We start from the raw sequence: 23,660 nt of genomic DNA on the forward strand, positions 1-23,660 counted from the left end.
AGTAGGTTTCAAAGAAATGTACTCTGACCCCAATCTTTCTAGTTAATGTACTCTGACCCCATTATTTCAGGTATAAAAAAGCCCCAACCTAGGTTGGGGCTTTTTAATGTTTATTTGGCGTTAAATGCTTAAACGCGCTTAACAGCTACGTCCGCTTCGAACTTAGGCTTAACTGCCAAGTCTTCTGAAGGTGGGGCAAACTTAGTTAGATCAATGCCTGCAACGGCTTGCTTGTACTCTTCAGTTGTTGGGAAACGACCAAGCACGGTTGAAAGTACTACTAGCGGCGTAGAGCCTAGTAGTGATTCACCTTTCTTCTCAGCAGAGTCAGCAACAACACGGCCTTGGAAAAGACGTGTAGACGTTGCAATAACTGTATCGCCTGGCTCCGCTTTTTCTTGGTTACCCATACATAGGTTACATCCAGGGCGCTCTAGGTAAAGAATGTTGTCGTACTTGGTACGCGCCGCTTCTTTAGGCTTAGCGTCGTCAAATTCAAAACCTGCGTACTTCTGAAGGATTTCCCAATCGCCTTCTGCTTTAAGCTCATCAACGATGTTGTATGTAGGTGGCGCAACAACTAGCGGCGCTTTGAACTCTACAGAGCCGTTAAGCTTCTCTAGGTTACGCAGCATTTGTGCGATAATTTGCATGTCGCCTTTGTGCACCATACAAGAACCTACGAAACCTAGGTCTACTGGCTTACCATCGTAGTAAGAAACCGGACGGATCACATCGTGGGTATAACGCTTAGATACGTCTTCGTTATTTACGTCTGGGTCAGCAATCATTGGTTCGTCGATTTGGTCTAGGTCGATAACCACTTCTGCGTAGTACTTAGCGTTGTCATCTGGAGCAAGCGCTGGCTCTTCACCAGACTTGATTTCAGCAATACGCTTGTCAGCAAGGTCAATAAGACCCTGAAGCATGTTCGCTTCGTTGTCCATGCCCTTGTCGATCATAATTTGGATACGGCTCTTAGCAAGCTCAAGTGACGCAATCATAGTCTCATCGTTAGAGATACAGATAGACGCTTTCGCTTTCATTTCCGCAGACCAGTCGGTAAAGGTAAACGCTTGGTCAGCTAGCAATGTACCAATTTGTACTTCGATAACACGGCCTTGGAACACGTTTTCGCCAGAGAATTGCTTAAGCATTTGTGCTTGAGTAGCATGAACCACATCACGGAAGTCCATGTGCTCTTTCATTTTACCTTTAAAGGTAACTTTCACAGACTCTGGAATTGGCATTGCCGCTTCACCTGTCGCAAGCGCTAGCGCTACCGTACCTGAGTCAGCACCGAATGCTACTCCTTTTGACATACGCGTGTGCGAGTCACCACCAATGATGATGGCACGGTCGTCTACCGTGATGTCGTTAAGCACTTTGTGGATAACGTCAGTCATTGAGTGGTAAACGCCTTTAGGGTCACGTGCTGTGATTACGCCAAAGTTGTTCATGAATGACATTAGCTTAGGAATGTTAGCCTGTGCTTTCTTATCCCATACCGATGCCGTGTGACAACCCGACTGGTAAGCACCATCAACTGTTGGAGAAATTGTTGAAGCCGCCATAGACTCTAGCTCTTGGCAAGTCATTGGGCCGGTAGTGTCCTGAGAACCTACAATGTTAACTTTAACGCGAACGTCAGAACCAGCGTGAAGCGGTGCATCTGAGTTTACGCCTACTGCATTACGGTTAAAGATTTTCTCAACAGCAGTAAGGCCTTGACCTTCGTGTGATACTTCTTTTGAAGGTGCGTAAACGGCTGGCGCTTTAACGCCTAATGTACGCGCTGCGAAAGACTGAAGCTGCTTACCGAATACTACAGCGTAAGAACCACCCGCTTTCATGAACTCCATTTTCTGAGGAGTAAATGAGGCAGATACGTCAGCTAGCTCTTGTGAACCGTTGTAAAGCTTCTTCGCTTTGGTATCGATAGTAAGTACCGTACCTGTTGCTACCGAGTAAGCTTCTTCTAGCACTGGGTCGCCGTTAGCATCGCGAACAACTTCGCCGTTCTCGTCTGTTTTCTTAACCCAGTTTTTAAGGTCAAGACCAATACCACCAGTTACATCTACGGTAGTAAGGAAGATGGGTGCGATACCGTTAGTACCAGCAACAATTGGCGCTTTGTTTACAAAAGGAATGTAAGGACTTGTTGGCTCACCTGCCCATAGTGCAACGTTGTTCACACCAGACATACGTGAAGAACCTACACCCATTGTGCCTTTTTCAGCAATAAGCATAACTTTTGCGTTAGGGTGCTTTTTACCTAGATCAACAATTTCTTGCTGCGCTTCAGGAGAAATCATGCACTGGCCATGAAGTTCACGGTCTGCACGAGAGTGCGCTTGGTTACCTGGAGAAAGAAGGTCAGTTGAGATATCACCTTCAGCGGCAATGTAAGTTACAACTTCAATCTTTTCTGGAACGTCAGGAAGCTTTGTAAAGAATTCAGCTTTTGCGTAGCTTTCTAGTACGTCTTTAGCAATGGCGTTACCCGCTTTAAATGCTGTTTCAAGACGCTCAGTATCGGCTTCGTATAGATAAACCTGAGTCTTCAACACTTCGCCAGCAGGCTTGGCAACTGCTTCATCATCAGAAAGTGCAAGGTCTAGAAGTGCTTCTACAGACGGACCACCTTTCATGTGTGAAAGTAGCTCAAGTGCAAACTCTGGCGTGATTTCTTCTACTTTTTCTTCGCCAAGTACAATTTCTTTCAAAAATTGTGCTTTAACACCAGCAGCAGGCGTAGTTCCTGGCAAAGTGTTATAGATAAAGAATTTTAGAGAGTCTTCGCGGTGCTCGTTTGTTGTATCTTTAATTTGAGCAATAATTTCAGACAGCAGTTCTGCACTGTCAATTGGCTTAGGGTTAAGACCTAATTCCGTTTTACGGGTTTCGATCTCTGCCAGATATTCTGAATACAAACTCATATAGTTCTCTCGGTCTTAGTTTTACTTGGGCGTAGTGTTAAGTCGGTCTTAGCTATACGCATATATAAATGAGGGATATTTTAACTGATTTTTAGCAGTTACGTAATGACTGAAAGTGATCAGTTGGCTATACAGCCGCTTAAACCAAAGCTGAATAAACAGCATAGAGCATAGGCGAAAAAAATGACATTTTGACCAAAATAAGCTTTAATTATTAAATTCAGCCACTTACAGAAATATAGGCGGAGATAAAAAAGCATTTTTAATACGAATGGTTTGACCAATAAAGATAAATAATAGTGTTGCACTTATGACAAAGATTCATTCTATTTATGGTGCTACCAGTACAAATTACCATCAACTTTGAAGCAAGATTTAAGTTTAATGGTTTTTATTGTGCTATTTTCTGTTTAGGTGAAACTTTTACCACCTTGGCATTCTCACCGTCTGTCAGAAGAATTAAGTTACCTTGGTGATCAACCGCTATATCTCTCAACCGCATTTCTAGTTCGTCAAAAACCTTCGTAGAAACATACTTACTCGAAGTTTTATTGACCGCATATAAGGCTTTAGCTTTCAAACTGGTAACAAGCAAGGTGTCGGTCAACATTGGATATTGATCATGTGAGTAGTAAATCATAGATGATGGCGCGATGGATGGCGTCCAATCCACAATGGGGTCTGTCATGCCAGGATAGGTTGAAAAAGGTGATATTCTGGCGCCTGAATAGTCTTTTCCTAAGGTGACGACAGGCCAACCATAGTTCGCCCCCTTTTGAAGCAGGTTCACTTCGTCGCCGCCGTCTGGACCGTGCTCATGCAAAAATACTTGTCCTTGTGGCCCTTTAACCAAACCTTGCGGATTGCGATGTCCCGACGTATATACGTAGGGGCTATCAGGATATGTAGGATTCACTAGCGGCTCGCCGTTTATGTTGAAGCCCAGTACCTTTCCCAATTGTGAATTAACAACCTGTGCTTGCTCGCGATAATCAAACCCGTCACCGGTAGTGACTAGAAAGCTCGGAGCTTGACTTGCGTCACTACTTTCCAACTGAAGAAGCTTCCCGCCATAGTGTACAGGCGTATCTTTCGTTTGCGCTACTTCAATTACGGGTTCGATGTTACTAATGCCTGAAGTGAGAGAAAGTTCACCTTTTACTACTGCCAGACGGTTAGCATCATCACTCCCCTTAGAGTAACTAAGTAGTACAGTGCGGCTAGCGGGAAACTGGTAAGGGATAAGAATGTCTAGCACGCCTCCCTGTCCTTTTGTATACAAGTCATTAAGCGCTAAAGAAAATCTAGATATTTTTCCACTGTCATCAAGAATAACGAGTTCACCATCTCTTGTTATTACCAATATATGCGTGGTTGCTTTCTCTTGGTCTATAAGGGTTGTTAACGCCTTCGGGTACGCTAAAGAGGTGACCAAATCTTCTGTCATTACATTATTAGCAAAGCTTTCTATCGCTGGCGATACAATCTTCAACACTGCATGGTTATCAATCTTAGAGTTAGGTTTAACAGAGTTGTCAGAAACCAGACTTAAGGCAAGAGCTTGCGTAAATGCCCCGCTAACAAACGCGAAAGCCAATAAACCTCTTATCATACGCCCTGATTTCATTGTGATTGTCCTCGTTAATCAAACCTGACTCTAGCTACAATGGTACACTTCTTATGGAAGCTCAATATAACTACATTCATTGTTTTTGTTGCGCTTTGATGAAGGTTAATCCATGGTATTGGCCGATAAAATTTGGAATCTGAAACATGAAAAACCTTACTCGCCGCGCTATTTTTCATTTTGTCCCATCTTGGGCTGTGGGTTTTCTACTTGCAAGTGTGTTCCACTCAACTTCCGTTTTAATGGCTCTTGTGGGTATTAACGTTGAATTAAACGTCAATGATTGGCTCTCCATGCTGTGGCAGGATGCGTTAGGCCTTTTGCCAAGTTACGGCGTCATTATTGCAATAACGCTGTTGCTTGCATTTTTAACTACGCACTTTGCTATAAAACGCTTTAATTTTAATAACGTAAACACCGATATGCATAGCAAACGACTTATTCTCTTCGCGTTAGCCGGCGGCTTGTCTTTTCTTTTAATGTTATTAGCCATGCAACCTATACTAAACGTAACCCTTATTGCGGGCGCTCGCTCCACTCTTGGCCTACTCGCGCAGTGCACTGCAGGCATGTGTGCAGGTGCCGTTTACAGCAAATTAAGTAATAGTTTCAACAATTATTGATAACTACGGCTTATACTATTAAATAAGCCAACACTGATGTAAATAAAAAGTTAAGTTTGCTAATGTAAGTCATAGACTCAACTTTCTTGCCTTACTAGGAAAAAGCAACATGATAACTTATCCAGATAATGTGACGTGTCTCGCCGACTATATTGAAAGTGTTTTGCACAAGTTCGCAGACAAACCTGCATATACGGCACTTGGGCAAACTCTCACGTTTGCCGAAATTGACAATAAGTCATCAGCACTAGCACGCTATTTCGTGCATGAGGCAAAACTTTCTCCTGGTACCAAGGTCGCAATCCAGCTTCCCAATCTAATTCAAAACCCTATCGTTGTTTACGCCGCTCTGCGCGCTGGACTCGTTGTGGTAAACACAAACCCTCTGTATACCGAGCGTGAGATGAAACACCAGTTTACCGATAGCGGTGCAAAAGCATTGGTTATCTTAAACGACTTACTTCCCAAGTTCGCCAGCATAAAAGATGACACAGGTATCGAAACAGTGATTGCCACTTCAGCGACAGAGCTGCTAGACCCTAATACAGCGCCAACGCTAGACGGGACGGTTTCTTTTAGCAAAGCAATTGAAATGGGAAGTGCACTGCCCACATTCTCTCGCCCTTCAATAAAATTAGACGAACTCGCCATGCTGCAATACACCGGCGGCACTACTGGAGTTTCTAAAGGGGCTGCGCTCAGCAACAAAAACGTATTGGCTAACTGTATTCAGATGCTTGACCGCATAGGTGAAGGTTTCAAGGACGGTGAAGAAGTGCTGGTGTGCCCGTTGCCACTTTATCATATCTATGCGTTTACGGTCGGTATGATGGCGCTATTTGCAAAAGGCACGCACATTATTCTTATTCCTAATCCAAGGGACATAGACGGTTTCATTCAAACTCTCAAGCCTCATAAAATATCGGCCTTTATGGGTATAAATACGCTATTTGTCGGACTTGGACGACATCCAGAATTTGCAAAACTCGACTTTTCTCAACTACACCTCACTATGTCTGGCGGTACTGCGCTCACCCAAGCTGCAGTATCAATTTGGCGAGACATAACAGGGAATACTATTACCGAAGGCTATGGGTTATCAGAAACTGCCCCCGTTGTTTCATTTAATATTCCAGGCAAAGAAGAAATTGGTACTGTTGGGCATGAGCTAGAAGACACAGAGGTAGCACTTCTTGATAGTTATGATAAATCTGTAGCTGAAGGAGAGTCTGGACAAATAGCAGTGCGTGGTCCACAAGTGATGCTGGGCTATTGGAACCGCGATGACGAAACCGCAAAAGTGATGACCGAAGACGGCTTCTTCAAAACCGGGGATATTGGTATTCGTACAGAATCTGGTGCAATTAAAATTGTAGACCGCTTAAAAGACATGATTATTGTCTCTGGGTTTAACGTGTATCCCAATGAGATTGAGGAAGTGCTAACGTCTCATCCTGACATAATGGAAGCGGCTGTTGTGGGTCAACCAGACGACAAAACTGGTGAGCGCGTTTGTGCCTTTATTACTGTTGCAAACGACATAAGTATCGATAAGGTAACAGCATATTGTAAGCAGCACCTTACTAACTACAAAATCCCTAAATCGATTACCGTTCTTGAAGAGCTACCTAAATCTACAGTGGGCAAAATTCTCCGTAGAGAACTACGTAGCGCGTGACACCACGGAAACGGCTGATCTTTATAAAGGTTGGCCGTTTTTACTTATAAATCAGTTTATTGCTACCAAAGAATAACATCCTAATATTGTAAATTGGCGCGCCTCTTACTATAAATAAAGAACGCTACTATTAATCTTTGCCGATAATGCTTTCAAAGACGTTCTTTTTTCATAGTTTAGATGAGTTAAAACAAGAAAGTGACGCTTTGAAAGCGTTCGCCCCATCTCTGCTAATAATGTACGCATCGTCTCCATTTCTCAGTTCACCCGAGCTATATCCGATAGTGAGTCATATTTGTCCTGACTGCGTTGGATGCAGTACCGCAGGTGAGATTTCCGCTAACCGAGTAACCTCCAATAGTATCTCTGTCGTTCTTTTGCGTTTCGAATCTTCGTCATACGCAAAAATACACCACACAACGTTAAGCGACATGCCGTCTTCTTATGAAACCGGTCAGTCACTTGCAAACCGTATCGAACAGAATGGCTTGAAAGGTGTTTACGTATTGGCGCCTGGTGTCGAAATAAATGGCTCAGCCTTGCTAAAAGGCATTTCGACTCACTTACCGCAGAATATAGGAATAAGTGGCGGTCTTGCCGGCGATGATGGCGCATTCGAACAAACATACGTACTGCACCCTAATGGCATTGATAGCCGCAGTGTTGTTGCCGTTGCGTTTTACGGTCAATCACTTAGTTTTGACTACAGCGCACGCGGCGGATGGCGGTCATTTGGCCCAGCGCGAAGAGTCGCTTCGGCAAAAGAAAACCTGCTGTTAGAACTCGACGATAAGCCGGCATTGGATATCTACAAATCGTATTTGGGTGAATACGCGGAAGACTTACCAGCGAGCGGGCTTCTGTTCCCTTTTGAAGTACTAAATGAAAACGGCGAGCCGACGGGAATTATCAGAACTATTCTTGGCATTGACGAGCAAACTAAGGCCTTAGTATTAGCGGGTGAGGTTAACGAAAATCAGTACCTGCGTCTTATGAATGCGTCAACGGAAAACCTTATCAGTGGCGCACTTGAAGCGATTGCCCCTATTGCCAGCAAAAACAGAGATGAAGATTTGCACTGTTTAGCTTTGGTGACAAGCTGTGTAGGTAGAAAACTAGTTATGGGTGATCGCGTCGAGGAGGAGATTGAAGAGTTAGCTCTGCAGTTAAGCAGTAATACCAATATTGCTGGATTCTATTCTTACGGAGAAATAAGCCCTTCATGCAATGAAGCTCCGTGTGAACTGCACAATCAAACGCTAACCCTCATGCTGATGAGGGAAACACATTGAATTCCCTATTAGAACGTCAGTTACGCCGAGCGTTTCAGCTTGACGATACAGAATCACTCGCGCAGTGGCTCAAGGGACTTGATGACGATAGTACAGAACATACGAGCCTAAATCTGCAAACGCTTAAACGGGGACTCGCTGCTCTTATACCGAGAATTGACGAATCTTACACGTTTAATGAAAGGGACATCAAATTAAGAGATAGAAGTTTACATATCAGCTCTGAAGAACTTATTGCTGTAAATAGAAAAGTTCGTGAAGAGTTTAACGAACAAAAGGCCGTTATCGAAACCTTACGATTAGCAGTAAACCAACTTTTAGAAGAGCGAAATAAGCCGCTGATAGATGAGAAATTTACCAACCTATCAGATCTTTCTTCACTCATGTACGAGCTTATATGTGAACAGAAAAATGCAAATAATGAGCTGCTATTACAGCGCAAAGCTATGGACAAGCACGGCATAGTCGCAACTATCGATCTCAAAGGTACGTTATTGTCAGCGAACGATAAATGCTGTCAGCTTTCTGGCTATTCTCGCGAAGAGTTAATAGGACAAAGTACCGCTATTTTCCGCGTGGAAAATATTTCGCTCACTGAGCAAGTCGAAATATTGGGAGCACTTGTTAAAGGGGAGATTTGGCAAGGAGAACTAAATAGCTTTACGAAAGACGATAAGCCTTGGACGGTCTTTGCAACCGTTGTCCCTATTGTTGAATACAACCAACGGGTAAATCGCCTTGTAGTGATTTGTACTGATATTTCAGAACAGAAGCGTCTATCAAGGAAACTTAAAAAGGATAGAGCTTTTCACAAAAGTATTACCAATAGTATAGGTGAAGGTGTGTATGCAGTTAATGGTGAAGGCACAACACAATTCCTTAACCCCACTGCTTCTCGTCTACTTGGTTGGACCTTAGAAGAGTTACAAAACAGACGCTTTCACGACACGGTTCACTACCAAAAAGGGGATGGAACACTACTTCCCAGACAACAATGCCCTGTAAACAAAACAATTAAAAGCGGGTCGTCGTACACCTCTTATGAGGATTTTTTCACTGATAAACGAGGGCGCTTATTCCCTATTTCTATTGTTGCCGTACCGCTTTTTGATAAAGAAGGTAAGCCGGATGGGCATGTAGGTGTTTTTAACGATATTAGCAACCAAAAAGCCATTGAGCACAAGCTTCAGAAAGCCTACGACGAGGCTCAAAGCGCCAATCAAGCCAAAAGCGACTTTCTCGCGACAATGAGCCATGAAATTAGAACACCAATGAATGCCATTATTGGGTTAACTCATCTGGCATTAGAGTCACATGATAGCGACCAGCAACTACAGTATTTGGAAAAAGTTCAGAACAGTGCAAATGCACTGCTCGAACTCGTCGACAGCATCTTAGATTTCTCAAAAGTAGAAGCAAACAAAATCGATATTCTCGATGAACCTTTCACCTTAACAAGGACCATTGAAAAACTGGCGCAAGTATTTCAAGTTAAAGCGCAACAAAAGCAACTTCAGCTTCTTTTCGACATTCGCTGTAGCACGAGTACTCCCTGCCATGGCGATAGCGAGAAAATTTATCAGGTGCTTCTGAACCTTTTAAGTAATGCTATAAAGTTCACTGATAAAGGAAGCGTAACACTTGTAGTCGAACAGAAAGGTTCTATGCTGATGTTTTCCGTATCCGATACTGGGATGGGAATAAGCGTTGAAGGACAATCTAAGTTATTCAATGCATTTGTTCAGGCTGATGCCTCTATTTCAAGGAAGTTCGGTGGCACGGGATTGGGCTTGGCCATATGTAAAAGGCTAGTTGACTTAATGGGTGGAAACTTAACCTTAGAAAGCAAAGTTAATGAAGGAAGCCGCTTTTCATTTTCATTGCCGGTGTGCCACAACGAGAAAGGTGAAACCAAGCCTACATTACCAGCTTCTCTTCCTAAAAACATTGTATGTATTCAAACACATGAAAGCGTAAGGCAAGGCTGTAAGGTGTTCAGCAACACACTAAAGCGGCTCGGTATTAAGTGTCATGTTGTAGATGACGTCAACAATACGCTTCCAGACAGTGCTGAGCGAAGCATAGCGTTTATGTCCAATGATGAGGGAAGTTGGAGGGCGCTGTCTAATAACTTGGAAGCTGGAAAATATAACAACATTAACTTGTGTGCTTTGGTAAGTTTATTCAGCCGCCAAGAGGTTCAGAAAAAATTGGGGCATTTATTGCCTGGCGACCTTAAAATTGTTGAGCTTCCGTTCACCGATAGCGACATCATTTCTGCCCTTGCGCCGCTTCAAGCCTCTGAAAAGAAACAATCGATGGACAGTTTAGAAAGTAAGAAGTGGCGAACTGTACGGTTAGCTGAAAAACAGGTTTTAGTGGTGGATGACGACCCGATAAGTGTAGAGATTAGTCAGCAAATACTTGTCGATTTAGGTATGAAAGTAGTAACTGCAACGACAGGAAAACAAACCTTAGCACTTTGTGAAACAGAAAAATTTGACGCACTTTTACTTGATTGTCATCTGCCTGACATTTCCGGATATGACATCGCCGAAATACTTTCACAACAGCATGGCTGGACAGTACCCATCATTGCACTGAGTGCGGATGAAACACATGAAGCTTCAGAAAAAGCATTGGCTTCGGGCATGTGTTTTCATTTAGTCAAACCAGCTAAGGCAGATGAGATCATTCACACTATAGATACGAATATTCACGCAGGCTACATTGAAGTAACTATTCCCGATGATCCCAGCCCTTTCATTTCTTCATTGGTAGCTTTCTACAATAAATACAGTCAGCAGAGTGTAATGTCAGATTTACTCAACATTTTCCACTCGCCCTCTGTCGATAATCTACTATTAAAAGAATTGTACGATGATGCTCAGAGCATTGGTGCCACTACCTTAGCACAATGTTTACAAGTACTTATTGAAACAGGTGAAAGACCCGAAGCTATCATTGCAAAAGATGTTGCAACTCTGTCCTTTGAGCTAGATGCAGCACTTCGCCTCATTGCACATACGATAAACAAAGGCACGCGTAAAACCGATATGCACTCGAATGAAAACCTGGATGACGCGGCAATTCTCTCAAGCTTAGACACTATACAGAATGCGTTAGAAGCTTACGATGCAAAAGCCCTTGAGTACATATCCAGTTTTGCTGCCCAACATTCAGAATCTCGCTTTACAATTGAAATTAATCGGCTTAAGCAGCTTGCCTCTATTTATGATTTTGAAGGGGCTTTAGTCCTAATTAAACAGTTGATAGACACTATTAGTAATGAACAACGTTAAACCCCAAAATAATAGATTCAGCGTACTTGTTGTCGATGATGAACCAGCCAATATTGATATATTGCTTGGAATACTTAGTCCTTATTATGACGTCAAGGTTGCGCCCTCTGGTGCCATAGCTCTCAAAATAGTGCAGCAGTTTACGCCAGACCTAATACTGCTTGATATTATGATGCCGGGTATGGATGGGTTTGAAGTATGCAAACAATTAAAAACTGACAGATTGCTAAGCCAGATTCCGGTCATTTTTGTCACAGCGTTGACACAAGGCGAAAGCGAAGAAAAGGGCTTTAAACTGGGTGGTGTCGATTACATAACCAAGCCAGTATCGCCCAGCATTACATTAGCGCGCGTGAAAACACATATTAGTCTTGCCCATCAAATGCGTATGACAGAAAACCTAGTGGCCAAACGCACTGAAGAACTCAGCAAAAGTCAGCAAAGTGCCATTACCATGTTAGCTGCTGCTGGGCATTATAATGATACAGACACAGGGCATCATATCTGGCGAATGGCGGCCTACAGCAAATGTTTAGCTATTGCCTGCGGCTGGTCCTATGACGATGCCTGCTTGTTAGCGCAAGCGGCGCCTATGCACGACACAGGAAAAATTGGTATTCCCGACGCTATTTTGAAAGCACCTCGTAGGCTAATAAACAGTGAAATGGAAGTGATGCGAACTCATGCACAAATTGGTCATAAAATTCTTTCGCAGTGCGATACGCCTTTGTTTAACCTTGCAGCGGAGATTGCGCTATGTCATCACGAAAAATGGAACGGCACAGGCTATCCTGAAGGCTTAGCCGGTGAGGACATTCCTGAGAGCGCTCGTATTGTCGCAATTGCAGACGTATTCGATGCTCTTACGATGAAACGTCCTTATAAAAAAGCATGGACTGATGACGATGCGTTTAATTATTTATTAGAGGGCGCAGGCAAACATTTCGACCCCAATTTAGTGGCGTGTTTTATCTCTATAAAACAGGAAATATTAGACACCAAAGCATATTGGAACCAGTTAGAAGCCGAAGGGAAGATGGCATCAGTAAGCGACTTGCTTCCTCAAAATTCTTAATTAGGGCATGATGCCTTATTCAACTCAACGAAGAAGGTGAGCCACATTTTAGTCAAGGCAAGAGTGAATAAATGGCATAAAAAAAGGTCGATATTATCGACCTTTTCAAAAAGAATACGTGTTGAGCGCAGGGCTTAACTTGCGCCAAGCTCGGCAGCAATAGCATCCGCTTGACGTTTTTCGCCCTGCACAAACTGCTTCCACTGCTGTGCCATAGCACGACTTTTTTGGTGCTTTTCTGCTTCAGCTAGCTGATTAAGCGCAAGGGCATATTGCTTCTTGTTGTAAAGTGCCATGCCTTTAATCAGGTAAACCAAACCAGGGTTTCTCAAATTGCCCTTTTCAACCGCTCGGTCTGCTGCAGCAATTGCATCGTCAAAACGCTCTTCATTAAGAAGAATTTGCGCCAACTGTGCATCTAACTCTCCGTCTTCAGACAGTTCAGCCGCTTGCATCATCACTGGTATGGCTTTGTCTTGCTCTTTGGCTAGCGACCAGCTTTGGCCTAAGAACTTAAGGTTACGCAAGTTTTTCTCTAGCACACCGTCGTTCATCGCCTGCTCCATCAACTTGGCACCTTTGTAAGGTACGCGATGATAGTAATAAAGCTGCGCCATGTTAAACACATCAGCGGATGTATTAACGAACCCGCGCTGATAGGCGGTTTCCATAATAGCTAACTGCTTGCGCTCTTCACCTAGCTCACCATACATACCGGCTAGCTGGATCCAATATTTAGGCTCATCAAACAACTTCACCATTTTAATAAGAACGTCTTTAACCTTTTGAGGCTGCTTGAGTTCATAGAAAATAGCACGTTGAAGAATTAACCACCCTTCATCAGGGATCATGCCTTCTGCTTCGTGATCGGCAACCGCTTCAGAAATCCACATTGCCGCTTCGTCGTACTGTTTATTTTGGTAGTACGCCTGGGCTTTGATGACCTTATTTTTAACCGGTACTGGACCCGTATTTAGGCTTTCCCAACGTTCCAAATAAGTGATGGTGTCGTCGTAATTACCCTGCATAAGGTTAAGCTGAGCCAAACTGAAAAGTGTGGTCATTTCGAACTTTTCAGGAATAGGCTGCTGCTCTACCACTTTAGCAAACGATTCCAACGCTTTTGCATAGTCTTCGTTGTTGTAGTAAATGAAGCCGAAAAAGTTGTACATCATGGCTTTTTCGTAGGCGTTCATTGAGTCAGACTTATCTTCTACTTCTTTCAGTATAGCGATAGCTTCTTCAATATTACCTGCTTCATCCGCCGCCGTTTGTGCGCGAGCTAGCTGTTCGTAAACCTTGCCGCGTAATGTAGGTACGCGGCGAGTTTTCTTCTCGCTGGCTTTTTGCTCTTGTGCAATAGCGTCGTTGGCAACCAACATGCTAGGTACAGATACCGTGGCCGATGCAAATGCAAACGCCAGTGCACTAAGCAATGTATTCGTCTGTTTTCTCATCATGTTCTGTTACCCGTCAATTTGGAACGTAATACGGTTTTGCACACCAGACACTTCTGTTGCTTCGCCATTAACCACGCGAGGTTTATATTTGAACTTCATGGCAGCATCGATAGCCGCTTGTTCAAATATACCTTCTGGGTTTGCTTCTACAACAATTGGGTCGCGCACCGCACCTTGCTTAGTTACCGTAAATTCCACAATAACGAAGCCTTCGATACCGCGCTGAAGCGCACGTCGTGGATAAACCGGCGCAACCTTAACAATGGGCAAGTATTCACCGTCACCAGACTCAAGGGCCAACCCGCCTTCCAGTGAGATGTCATCACCCACTTCAGCGCCAAAGTCCATCGACGTGCCTTCTGCATCAGGAGAAGGTGAGTCCATTTGAGGCTGCTCCATCTGCGGTGGCGGCTCTTCTGGCTTAGGTGGCTTCTTCGGCTTACGATCTTTTTTCTCAACCTGTTCATCCTGCTTGACCCTTACAAAGTCAAGCACGCTTCCCTTGGGCGGCTCAGTTAGCGCGCTGCCACCCATCTTGATAAGCGATTGCATCAAGAAGAACAGGCCTAACGTGATCGCAAGGGAGATAACAAATGCGATTAAATATCGTGGCATGATTTATTGCTCTTGGGCTGCAATCGAAACATCGTAAACGCCAGCGGCTCGTGACGCGTCCATAACCTTAATCAAGGTTTCTGTTGTGGCCTTTTTGTCAGCCTGAATAACAACAGTACCCTGTGGGTTTTCAGCGTGTAGGCGCTCAATATTCGCCTGCACGGCGCGGACATCAATACGACGCTTGTTTATCCAAATTTCGCCTTTATCTGAAATAGCGATAAGAATGTTGGCGCGATCCTTTTTCACAGCTGTGGCTGCTTCAGGACGGTTAACATCAATACCGGCTTCTTTCACAAATGACGCAGTCACGATAAAGAAGATCAACATGATAAATACAACGTCCAGCATGGGCGTCATGTCGATGGCTGCTTCTTCTTCATCGACTAAGTTTTGAAAGTGCTGCTTCATAATAAATACCTTACCTTAATGCTTAGCTAGCATTAACGTTGAATAATCAATGCATCCTCAAGATGCGTGCGTTCTGATTTCACCATACGTGTTAACCAGGTAGCGGCGAATACGCCTGAAAGTGCGCCAACCATGCCCGCCATTGTGGGGATAGTGGCTTTCGATACACCTGATGCCATTGAACGAGCATTACCTGAGCCCGCAATCGCCATCACATCGAACACTTCAATCATACCGGTAACCGTTCCCATCAAGCCTAGCAGCGGGCAAAGCGCTACCAGAGACTGAATAATTGGGATGCTGCCGTTTAGGCGCATGGTTAACTGTGAAATTGTTTTCTGACGAACTTGCTCGGCGAACCAAGAAGAGCGATCGGCACGTGCTGTCCACATTGCTATCGCTTCTTTCTTGGCTTGCTTGTGCCAAACCATCAGATACATCGCACGCTCGAGGATCAAAAGCCACATAACGAATATCAGCAGACCGATGACCAGGAGAACCTGGCCACCTGTTTCTGTGAAATCGCGAATTGCTTCTAGAAACTCGATCATGATTAGCCTCGCTCAGCGCGCTCTGCAATTACGCCAGACGCCTGTTCTTGTAGTATGTACACAATGTTCTTAGAACGTGTGTTAAGCATTGCATAAAGCAGTGTCATTGGGATCGCTACAACAAGACCTAGTACTGTTGTTACAAGTGCAGTTGAAATACCGCCTGCCATTAGTTTCGGGTCACCTGTACCAAACAAGGTAATTGCCTGGAAGGTGTTAATCATACCCGTTACCGTACCTAGTAGACCCATTAGCGGCGCAACTACTGAGATAATCTTAATGATAGTTAAGTTACGACCTAACTTTGGTACTTCACCCAAAATCGCCTCTGTAAGGTGAAGCTCAAGCGCTTCAACATCAGCGTTTGGATGCTCGTCACGTACTTTAAGTACACGGCCAAGCGGGTTGTTAGTGTTAACTTCTTTGCTCTTAAGCTGCTTGTTTACTTTCATGCGAATAAGCGACAGCGTTACAAGACGCTCTAGAGCAAGTAGTAAACCAAACGCACCAACGATAAGAATGATATAACCTACAACACCGCCCTGCTCTACGCGCTCTTTAAGATTTGGCGCTTGAACTAGAAGACCAAGGATTGAACCACCTGTCGGGTCGATACCAAATTGAACTAGCTCACCATTTGATGCTTGTAGTTTTGCAGCAGAGTCGTTGTAACGGTCAGCAGGTTGACGTACTAGTTCAGACACTGTGCCTGTTACGCCGTTGTAGTCTAAGTATTTGCCGTCAGCAACTAGCGCAAATGGACCAACGCGTACTACCGACTTATTAACTTTCTCGCCGCCAGCTTCAACAACGTCAGTGGTAAAGGTAGTCACCTTGCCTGATTCAGTCATTTCACGCTGCATTTCAAACCACACGCGCTCAATTTCTTCAATTGAAGCAAGTTTTGAGCTTGAACCCATATCTTGTGCCATTTGGTCAAGGAACTCTGAACGGCCTTGAATTTGCGCAGAAATAACTGAGTTATAGAATTTATTTTTGGTGTCACCAGCGATTTGCTGAAGTACACCGAATAGCTCTTTTAGTGAACCAAGACGCGTGTCTAGTGCACCGTTTAAGTCAGCCAGTTTGAATTCGTTTTCTTCGAACTGAGTTTCAAGCTGCTCAGATTGTGCAAGCATTTGGTCACGCTTTTCACGGGTTTCGCGAAGAATGCGATCTTGCTCTGCACGTTGCGCTTGGAAATCACGCTCGCGCTGTTTGTTCTGCTCTGACTGTGCGAACTGACCTTCTTCTAATTGCTTAAGAAGTGCGTCTAAGTCCATTGCACGGTCGCTTTGTGCGAAAGCACCAACGCTGATGCTAAGGGCTGCTAGACCAACAGCGATACGTTTTACTGTGTTAAACATTCTCATCAACCTCTTAGTCTGTAATTGCCACTGGCAGCATTAGCAAGTCTGGTGCAAGTTGCTTCTTCGCCATGCGCAGACCTTTTGTAATTTGTGTACGGTAGCTGCTATCAAGCTCTTCCCACTGACGGGTTTGCTTGTTCCAAACACCTTGCATGCTCGCATCACGTGTTTGATAAATTAGCGCTGTACGACCAAGGCGTAGGAATTCTACATCACGCTCTTGACCGTTAATTGAATGAATACCGCTATACGCTTCCATAGTGCGGCCGTAATCCATCTCTACTTGGTACGCTTCCATAACGCGGCGGAATTTTTCAGACGCAGCAACGTCAGCGCGGTCCATCATTGCGCGAAGGTCAGCGACGCGGTTGGCGCGCTCTTCTGGAAGGAAAGGTACGTCCAAAGCAACAAACTGCTCTAGGCCGTCAATCATACGCATCATGAGTGGCGTGATTTGGCGTTCAACAACAGACACTTCGTCAATAGCTGAGTTCAGATCTGCCATTTCTTGTTCTTGGTTATTGATTTGCTTACGAAGCTGAGTGTTATAAACCTCAAGGCCTTCGATTTCTTTCATCAATGTTTTGAACTGTTGAAGTTTGCTGTCAATTTGATCGGTAATACCGTTTATTTTTTCTTGCGATTTTGCCGCTGACTCATTGATTTTCGCTGCCTCATCGACAACGGGTTTTAAGACTTCATCGTCTTGTGCCAGTACCGGTGTCGCTGCTAGCGCACCTGCTACAAGCAAGGCATTGATAAGCTTCATACATTCAAACCTTTAAAGTTAAAAGAAATCGGTTATATCCGACTATAAATTTCTGCGCGTAGGATAGGAGTTTTCTGTGACAGTTTTATTACGGAACTGTCATAAATAGACCAAAAGTGTCATCTATTGCACATAAAAAAGGCCGCTGGTTAGCGGCCTTTGTAATAAGTTAAGGTTTAGAAGTCATATTTATATGACAACCTAATACCTGTACCCCTTGTCTCCGACCTAAGCAACGTATCATTGAATTCAATTTCACGATCTTCACCTAGAATATTTTGAACGCGTAATGTGACAGTGCTATTAAAGTCTGGGTAATAGTTGTACACCATATCAAGTGAATGGAATGGTTGTTCGAAGTTATCGTCGAAACCGTCGATACCCGGAATTAGAATACGCTCACCAAATACGTTGTAGACGAGTGAGGCAGAGTGTTCACCGTTATCTGAGTCATAACCCAACTGCATGTTAAGTACATACTGAGAGTGACCCGTCATACGACGCTCAACATTAGTAATCGCCGCAGAAACACCGGTTTGCTCAACAATATTCTGACGATCTAATACGATTTCAGAATCACTGACAGTGATGTTACCTGTAGTAAACAAGTTGTCCCAGATACCGTCACCAATAAAGGCCAAATCTTGTAGGAATTCAACTTCGACACCATAAACCTCACCAGATTCTGCGTTAGCAATACGAATTAGCGGTGGACCATCCTGAGCTGGAGACTGTACCGATTCAATTGGCGCTTCCATGTCTTTGTAGAATAAGCCTACCGATACGTTGTTGCCTGCTTCACGGTACCATTCCCAACGTAAATCATAGTTAATGATATCTGTTGTGCTTACACCAGGTGTACCTGCAATCGGGAAGTTAGTTAATGGGTCTAGGTAAGTTGCTGATGACACTTCACGAAGATCAGGACGCACAACTGTTTGACCGATGCTCGCTCTTAACTGCATATCGTCTTCTAAGAAGTAAGTTACAGCAAGCGCTGGATAAAACCCGTCTTCTTGAAACGCTAGCTGTGAACGATCTGCTTCATCACTCAAGTCAAATTGGTTTGTTCGCGGATCCAATGGCGCCACTACCTGACGGAAGTCTTCATAACGGGCACCACCAGTGAAACGCCACTTGTTGTCATAGAAGAAATCAGCTTCTAGATAGTACGCATCAATTTTTTGACCCGCTACATAGTCATCACCAGCAATAGTCGTATCACGAATGATAGGTCGGCTAGACAAAGACAGGGTGTCTAAAACGCTGTCGCTGAAGATTTCGCTAAAGTCGTTACCATCTAATATTGAACGGTCTTCAACACCTAACGTATTGATATCGAAACGGCGGTTTTCTGCAGTACGAGTTTTGGTTACAAAGCTTGCACCCACTTTGTACTCAGTTTCCCACTTACCCATTGTCATCGGGTAAGTCACGTTATAGCCAAAGTTCTCCAAGCGGTCGTGAAGATTTTGGAAAGTATAACGAGCAGCAGTTTGTGCATCAGATAAGAAGATTTCGTTTTCATCGTCAAAAATACCATCTTCATTCACATCTTCCATAACGAAGCGTGCATTGAAGTTACCTGGCGCATAGCGTACCGAGCGGCCTAATGAGTATGTCCAGTCAATACCCATGAAGTTTAGCTCTGGGATTGTATGCTGGCCTTTAAGTTGATTGGTATATAGCGAGCGTTCTTCGTACTGAACATCAATATCTCTAATACGCAAGCCTTCTGCTTGGTTCAGGTTTTCAGTATTACCGAACATCTCGCGGATTTCGTCGCGCGTATCGTTTAGCACGATAAGGCTATAATCAATACGATGTTGACGGTTATAGTCTACACCTAGTGTTAATAGTGAAGACCAAGTCACCGTTTGCTCTGTACCTTGGATATCATCAAAGAAGCGTACATTGATAATGTCATCGCCGACTAAGTCAGGGTCTTGTAGCTCGTATTCTTCAGAAGAGCGGGTTTGGGCTGAATAACGTGAAGTTACCAAAAAGCCAAAGCGCCAGTCGTCATCGTAATCATAGCTGTCACCATAAGTGACATTAACGCGCATGTCAGGATCGGCAGACTCTCTTTCTAGCCCGTATTCTCTATTAACACCTTTGAATAGTTCTAATGCTTCTTCTGGCTCAAGATCGTCTAAGAAATTTTTTGAATCCCAACGTTCTTGAATAGCTGCTGAAACGCCACGAGTACCGTCGTCTTCACCTGTCCAATCGCGTCCACCACCAGCATAATCTAACACATCACCAGAGTTTTCCGTATCGATACCAACCGCAGCCGATACGTTGAAAACACGCTGTGTAGGTATAGATTTCAATCGGATATTTACGTTACCGCCACCGAATGCCGCAGGCATGGAAGGCGAATACGATTTTTGAACCGCAAGGCTTTCTATAATGCTCGACGGGAACAAGTCGAGAGGTATTACGTTACGCGTTGGATCTGGGCTTGGCACGATTGCGCCGTTTAATTGTGTTGATGAGTAACGCTCACCAAGACCACGAACATAGATGAAACGACCATCTACAAGTGTAAGACCAGTTACACGACGAAGTGCACCCGCAGCATCACTGTCACCAGTACGAGCTATCTGCTCAGCACCCATGATGTCAGCTACGAAAGCTTGATTTTTACGTTCTTCCATTACTGCCGTCGCCGTGCCCTTTAGGCGTGTACCGGTAGCGACAACTTCCTCAATCACTTCGTCTTCGTTTGATTGAGCGAAAGCCATAGACGCTGGAAGCAAAATACTTGCTGCAACGGCTAAGCTAATGGGCTTTAGAAGAAACCTGTTAGCAGGTCTGTTCATGATGAACCTCTTTAGAAAGGAATACATTCACGAAAATAATTCGTGTCTTACAAACTTAAAAGCAAGTGCGCCACTTTTGCAACGCACTTGCTTGTTTTTAGCTATGCGAACTGGGTCTTATTCAAGACCAACAGTCCATCCCGCAGTCCAGTCGTTATCAGCGTCTTTAACTGCGCCGATAAAGTCTACTGAAGAGAAGAAGCTGTCTAGCGTCGATACGTCAGTCGCAGCAGTTGCGTCTACTGTGTAGATACCGTTAAGTACTGTCGCAGTATTATCAAGTAGGCTGTTACCTGTTTGTGCGGTGAACCAGTCTTCTTGGCTAAAGTCACCAGAATCTTTGATGTTTTCCGCACATGCTAGTACAGAAGTTTCAAAAGTAAGTTGTGGGTCGTTAGTGCCGTCCATGTTAGCAAGTAGCGTAGTGTCGCCATCGCTTAGGTCAGCTTCAAAACACTCACCCATACCCGCTGGGCCAGTAACTACGAAGTTATAAAGCTGTGCGTTTGTCTGGTCGCGAAGAAGAACGCCTTCAGAATCAGAGTCAGCAGTATCGAACTCGTTACCAATGATAGTCATGTTAGCAACCATTGGGTTAGAGAACGCTGTACCGTCGCCGCCGTCGCCGTCACCTTCAATTGCGCGGTTAGCATCAGAGTTATCTTCTGCGTGCTTAACAAGAACAAATTGTAGTTTACCTTTGTAACCGTTATCCCAGTCTACAGAGTCATCTTGAATGCCTGTTAGCGTAAGATACTTAACGTTTACTGCACCACCAAAGAACTCAACACCATCATCTGCGTTTTTGTGTACTTGTACGTACTCAACAGTAGTACCAGAACCTACACCGCCAAATGTGATACCGTTTAGTTCGTTATCTGGTGCGATTTCGAAACCACCGTGCATTACGCGAACGTAGCGAAGCGTACCAGAGCTATCAGTGTTATCTGTACCACCGAACACTGCACCTTCTTGTGCACCTTCAACTTGAAGTGAACAGTCAGTACCGTCTTGAGGGCACTTAGTAGATTCGCCGTTACCTAGAACAATCATGCCGCCCCATTGACCAGCTTCACCCGCTTCAAGACCGCCAACAACGTGGTCACGTGAAGTGAATGTGATTGGGTCTTCAGCAGTACCGTTTGCATTAATTTCTGAGTCACGGCTGATTACTAGGTAGTCGTTACCAGATGCGCCATAAACAGTTACGCCTGGCTCAACAGTAAGCGTTGCGCTGTTTTCTTTGTCGCCACCTACGAATACTGCACCAGAAAGTGCGTAGAAGTTACCTTCTGTAAGCGTAAGGTCAGATGTGATAGTACCTGATACTTCACACGTAGTGGTTGAACCGTCTACTGGCGTGATTGAAGTTGTACCTGATGGACAGCCAGAAGCAGTTTCCACTAATTCGATGTTACCGCCACCGAAACCGAATGCCCAGCCTTGACGCCAGTCATCTTCGCCAATAGCACCAACGAAGGTGTTTGCTTCGAAGAAAGTATCAAGCAATGTAGACGCGTCGCCACCAGCTGTAAGAAGGTCGCTTTGAGCTGTTAGTGTACCGTCTGGGTTAAGACCAAGATTTGCGCGGTCTTCAAAGGCGATTAGCTGGTTGCCTTCTTGACCTGTAAACCACGCTTCTAGGTCAACTGCACCTTCTGGTGTGTTGAACGGCTCAGAACAAGCGATAGCTGAGTAAGTCATGGTTAGGTCACCATCAGAAAGGTTAGCTTGAACCGTTTCGTCAGTGTCCATTTCTAAACACTCGCCCATTGCTTCTGGACCAGTGATAAGGAAGTTCATTAGGTTTGCGCCAGTTTGGTCGCGAAGTAGTAGACCTTCAGAGTCAGCGTCAGCTGTGTCGAAAGTGTTACCAATAACTGTCATGTTAGCGATCATTGGCTTAGAGAAATCTAGGCCGTCACCACCGTCGCCATCACCTTCAATACCGCGGTTCGCGTCAGAGTTGTCAGCAGCGTGCTGAACATATACATACTGAAGCTTACCTTTGTAACCGTTGTCCCAGTCTACTGAGTCATCTTGGTTAGCCGTTAAAACTAGGTGTTTCGCGTTTACCGCGCCACCGAAGAATTCTACGCCGTCATCAGCGTTGCTGTGTACTTGTACATAGTCAACTTCTGTACCTGAACCAACACCACCAAATGTAATACCGTTAAGTTCGTTGTCTGGCGCAATTTCAAAACCAGCGTATTTAACAACTACGTATTTAAGGATACCAGAGCTGTCTGTATCGTCTGTACCACCAAATACTGCACCCTCTTCTGCACCTTCAACCTGAAGCGCACAATCAGAACCGTCTTGTGGACACTTAGTTGATGTACCGTTACCTAGGATAACCACACCACCCCATTGACCAGCACCAACTTCGTCGCCTACAACGTCGTTAAAAGATGTCATGATGATAGGCGCTGATGCTGTACCTTCAGCTTCAATTTGTGAATCACGGCTTACTACAAGATAGTCAGCGCCAGTACGACCAAAGATCACTGTGCCTTCTTCGATTGCAAGTGTCACGCTGTCAGCTTTGTCGTTACCGATAAACACTGGACCTTCAAGCGCCCATACTTTGTCGTTCGTTAGCGTGATAACGCCTTGGTCGTCAGCATCGTCAGCTGTTAAGCGACCAGAAAGAACGCGTACTTCAACCGTTTGGCCGAACGCATCAGAAACTTCACCACTTAGGAAAGAGCTTACTTCACCTGGCGCTGTGTCAGTTGAACCTGTGTCGCCGCCAGTGTTGCCGCCATCAGTGTCACTACCATTATTGTTTGTTGTATTAGTAACGCTGTTATCAATATCGCCTTCGCTGATATTGATGTCGCCGCCACAGCCTGCTAGCACAAGAGCAGTAGCAATAGCTGAAGCTTTGAAAAGTTGCTTAAGTTCCATGTGTTTCTCCAAGTACGGTATAATTATGGATTTAGAAAACGCCGAAACTTTACCTAAGGTAGATGACACATTTGTTACATAAAGGCGCTGTAACAAAAGTTTCACAGAAAAAGTTCAATTTTGGGCTAGAAAATACGCTTGCAAGACTCTCTCTGGCAACTGGAAATTTGTTTTTCGTATAGTTTTCAAAGCTTAATTGGTAAACGTTTGAAT

The 23,660-nt window shown here is 44.4% G+C and carries 15 protein-coding genes; 5 read left to right on the forward strand and 10 right to left on the reverse strand.

Going from position 1 to position 23,660, the window contains the following annotated elements; genetic code table 11:
* Positions 1-128: 128 nt before the first annotated feature.
* On the reverse strand, positions 129-2,939 hold the full coding sequence (locus tag ACX5KA_RS09705; protein WP_458730997.1) for a bifunctional aconitate hydratase 2/2-methylisocitrate dehydratase: 2,811 nt from the start codon (positions 2,937-2,939) through the stop codon (positions 129-131).
* A 391-nt stretch (positions 2,940-3,330) separates the two neighbouring features.
* Entirely contained in the window at positions 3,331-4,566 is a 1,236-nt protein-coding gene (locus ACX5KA_RS09710; protein WP_458730998.1) for a PQQ-dependent sugar dehydrogenase, read from the reverse strand.
* A gap of 146 nt (positions 4,567-4,712) precedes the next feature.
* On the opposite strand from ACX5KA_RS09710, the gene ACX5KA_RS09715 reads away from it, so the two are divergent.
* From ACX5KA_RS09715 to ACX5KA_RS09735, 5 genes are all read left to right on the forward strand, one after another.
* On the forward strand, positions 4,713-5,189 hold the full coding sequence (locus ACX5KA_RS09715; RefSeq protein ID WP_039219788.1) for a hypothetical protein: 477 nt from the start codon (positions 4,713-4,715) through the stop codon (positions 5,187-5,189).
* Positions 5,190-5,298: 109 nt separating this feature from the next.
* Positions 5,299-6,867 carry an AMP-binding protein gene (locus ACX5KA_RS09720; protein ID WP_458730999.1) on the forward strand — a complete coding sequence of 523 codons (1,569 nt, stop codon included), beginning with the start codon at positions 5,299-5,301 and terminating at the stop codon, positions 6,865-6,867.
* A 206-nt stretch (positions 6,868-7,073) separates the two neighbouring features.
* Positions 7,074-8,159, forward strand: a complete 1,086-nt coding sequence (locus ACX5KA_RS09725) for an FIST signal transduction protein (RefSeq protein ID WP_458731000.1) — start codon at positions 7,074-7,076, stop codon at positions 8,157-8,159.
* Positions 8,156-11,461, forward strand: a complete 3,306-nt coding sequence (locus tag ACX5KA_RS09730; protein ID WP_458731001.1) for an ATP-binding protein — start codon at positions 8,156-8,158, stop codon at positions 11,459-11,461. The genes ACX5KA_RS09725 and ACX5KA_RS09730 overlap by 4 nt, the downstream gene beginning before the upstream one ends.
* Positions 11,448-12,536 (forward strand): HD domain-containing phosphohydrolase, encoded by a 1,089-nt coding sequence (locus ACX5KA_RS09735; protein WP_458731002.1) that lies wholly within the window; start codon positions 11,448-11,450, stop codon positions 12,534-12,536. The genes ACX5KA_RS09730 and ACX5KA_RS09735 overlap by 14 nt, the downstream gene beginning before the upstream one ends.
* A 134-nt stretch (positions 12,537-12,670) precedes the next feature.
* Here the strand turns inward: ACX5KA_RS09735 and ACX5KA_RS09740 are convergent, their stop codons facing one another.
* The 8 genes from ACX5KA_RS09740 to ACX5KA_RS09775 all read right to left on the reverse strand — a co-directional run bounded on the left by ACX5KA_RS09740 (position 12,671) and on the right by ACX5KA_RS09775 (position 23,447).
* Entirely contained in the window at positions 12,671-13,996 is a 1,326-nt protein-coding gene (locus ACX5KA_RS09740; RefSeq protein WP_458731003.1) for a tetratricopeptide repeat protein, read from the reverse strand.
* A gap of 6 nt (positions 13,997-14,002) precedes the next feature.
* Complete coding sequence (locus ACX5KA_RS09745) at positions 14,003-14,611, reverse strand: energy transducer TonB (protein ID WP_071817099.1); 609 nt, start codon at positions 14,609-14,611, stop codon at positions 14,003-14,005.
* A gap of 3 nt (positions 14,612-14,614) precedes the next feature.
* Positions 14,615-15,022 (reverse strand): ExbD/TolR family protein, encoded by a 408-nt coding sequence (locus tag ACX5KA_RS09750; protein ID WP_071817097.1) that lies wholly within the window; start codon positions 15,020-15,022, stop codon positions 14,615-14,617.
* Positions 15,023-15,054: 32 nt separating this feature from the next.
* Positions 15,055-15,573, reverse strand: coding sequence for a MotA/TolQ/ExbB proton channel family protein (locus tag ACX5KA_RS09755; protein ID WP_012517279.1), 519 nt, complete (start codon positions 15,571-15,573; stop codon positions 15,055-15,057).
* A 2-nt stretch (positions 15,574-15,575) separates the two neighbouring features.
* Positions 15,576-16,940 carry a MotA/TolQ/ExbB proton channel family protein gene (locus tag ACX5KA_RS09760; RefSeq protein ID WP_458731004.1) on the reverse strand — a complete coding sequence of 455 codons (1,365 nt, stop codon included), beginning with the start codon at positions 16,938-16,940 and terminating at the stop codon, positions 15,576-15,578.
* A 13-nt stretch (positions 16,941-16,953) separates the two neighbouring features.
* The gene (locus ACX5KA_RS09765) at positions 16,954-17,712 is read right to left on the reverse strand and encodes a DUF3450 domain-containing protein (protein WP_071817093.1); all 759 of its coding nucleotides are present in this window, start codon (positions 17,710-17,712) and stop codon (positions 16,954-16,956) included.
* 176 nt (positions 17,713-17,888) lie between these two features.
* On the reverse strand, positions 17,889-20,537 hold the full coding sequence (locus ACX5KA_RS09770; RefSeq protein ID WP_458731005.1) for a TonB-dependent receptor domain-containing protein: 2,649 nt from the start codon (positions 20,535-20,537) through the stop codon (positions 17,889-17,891).
* A gap of 117 nt (positions 20,538-20,654) precedes the next feature.
* The gene (locus ACX5KA_RS09775; RefSeq protein WP_458731006.1) at positions 20,655-23,447 is read right to left on the reverse strand and encodes a hypothetical protein; all 2,793 of its coding nucleotides are present in this window, start codon (positions 23,445-23,447) and stop codon (positions 20,655-20,657) included.
* Positions 23,448-23,660 lie beyond the last annotated feature (213 nt).

This window comes from Alteromonas alvinellae (genome assembly GCF_902705805.1).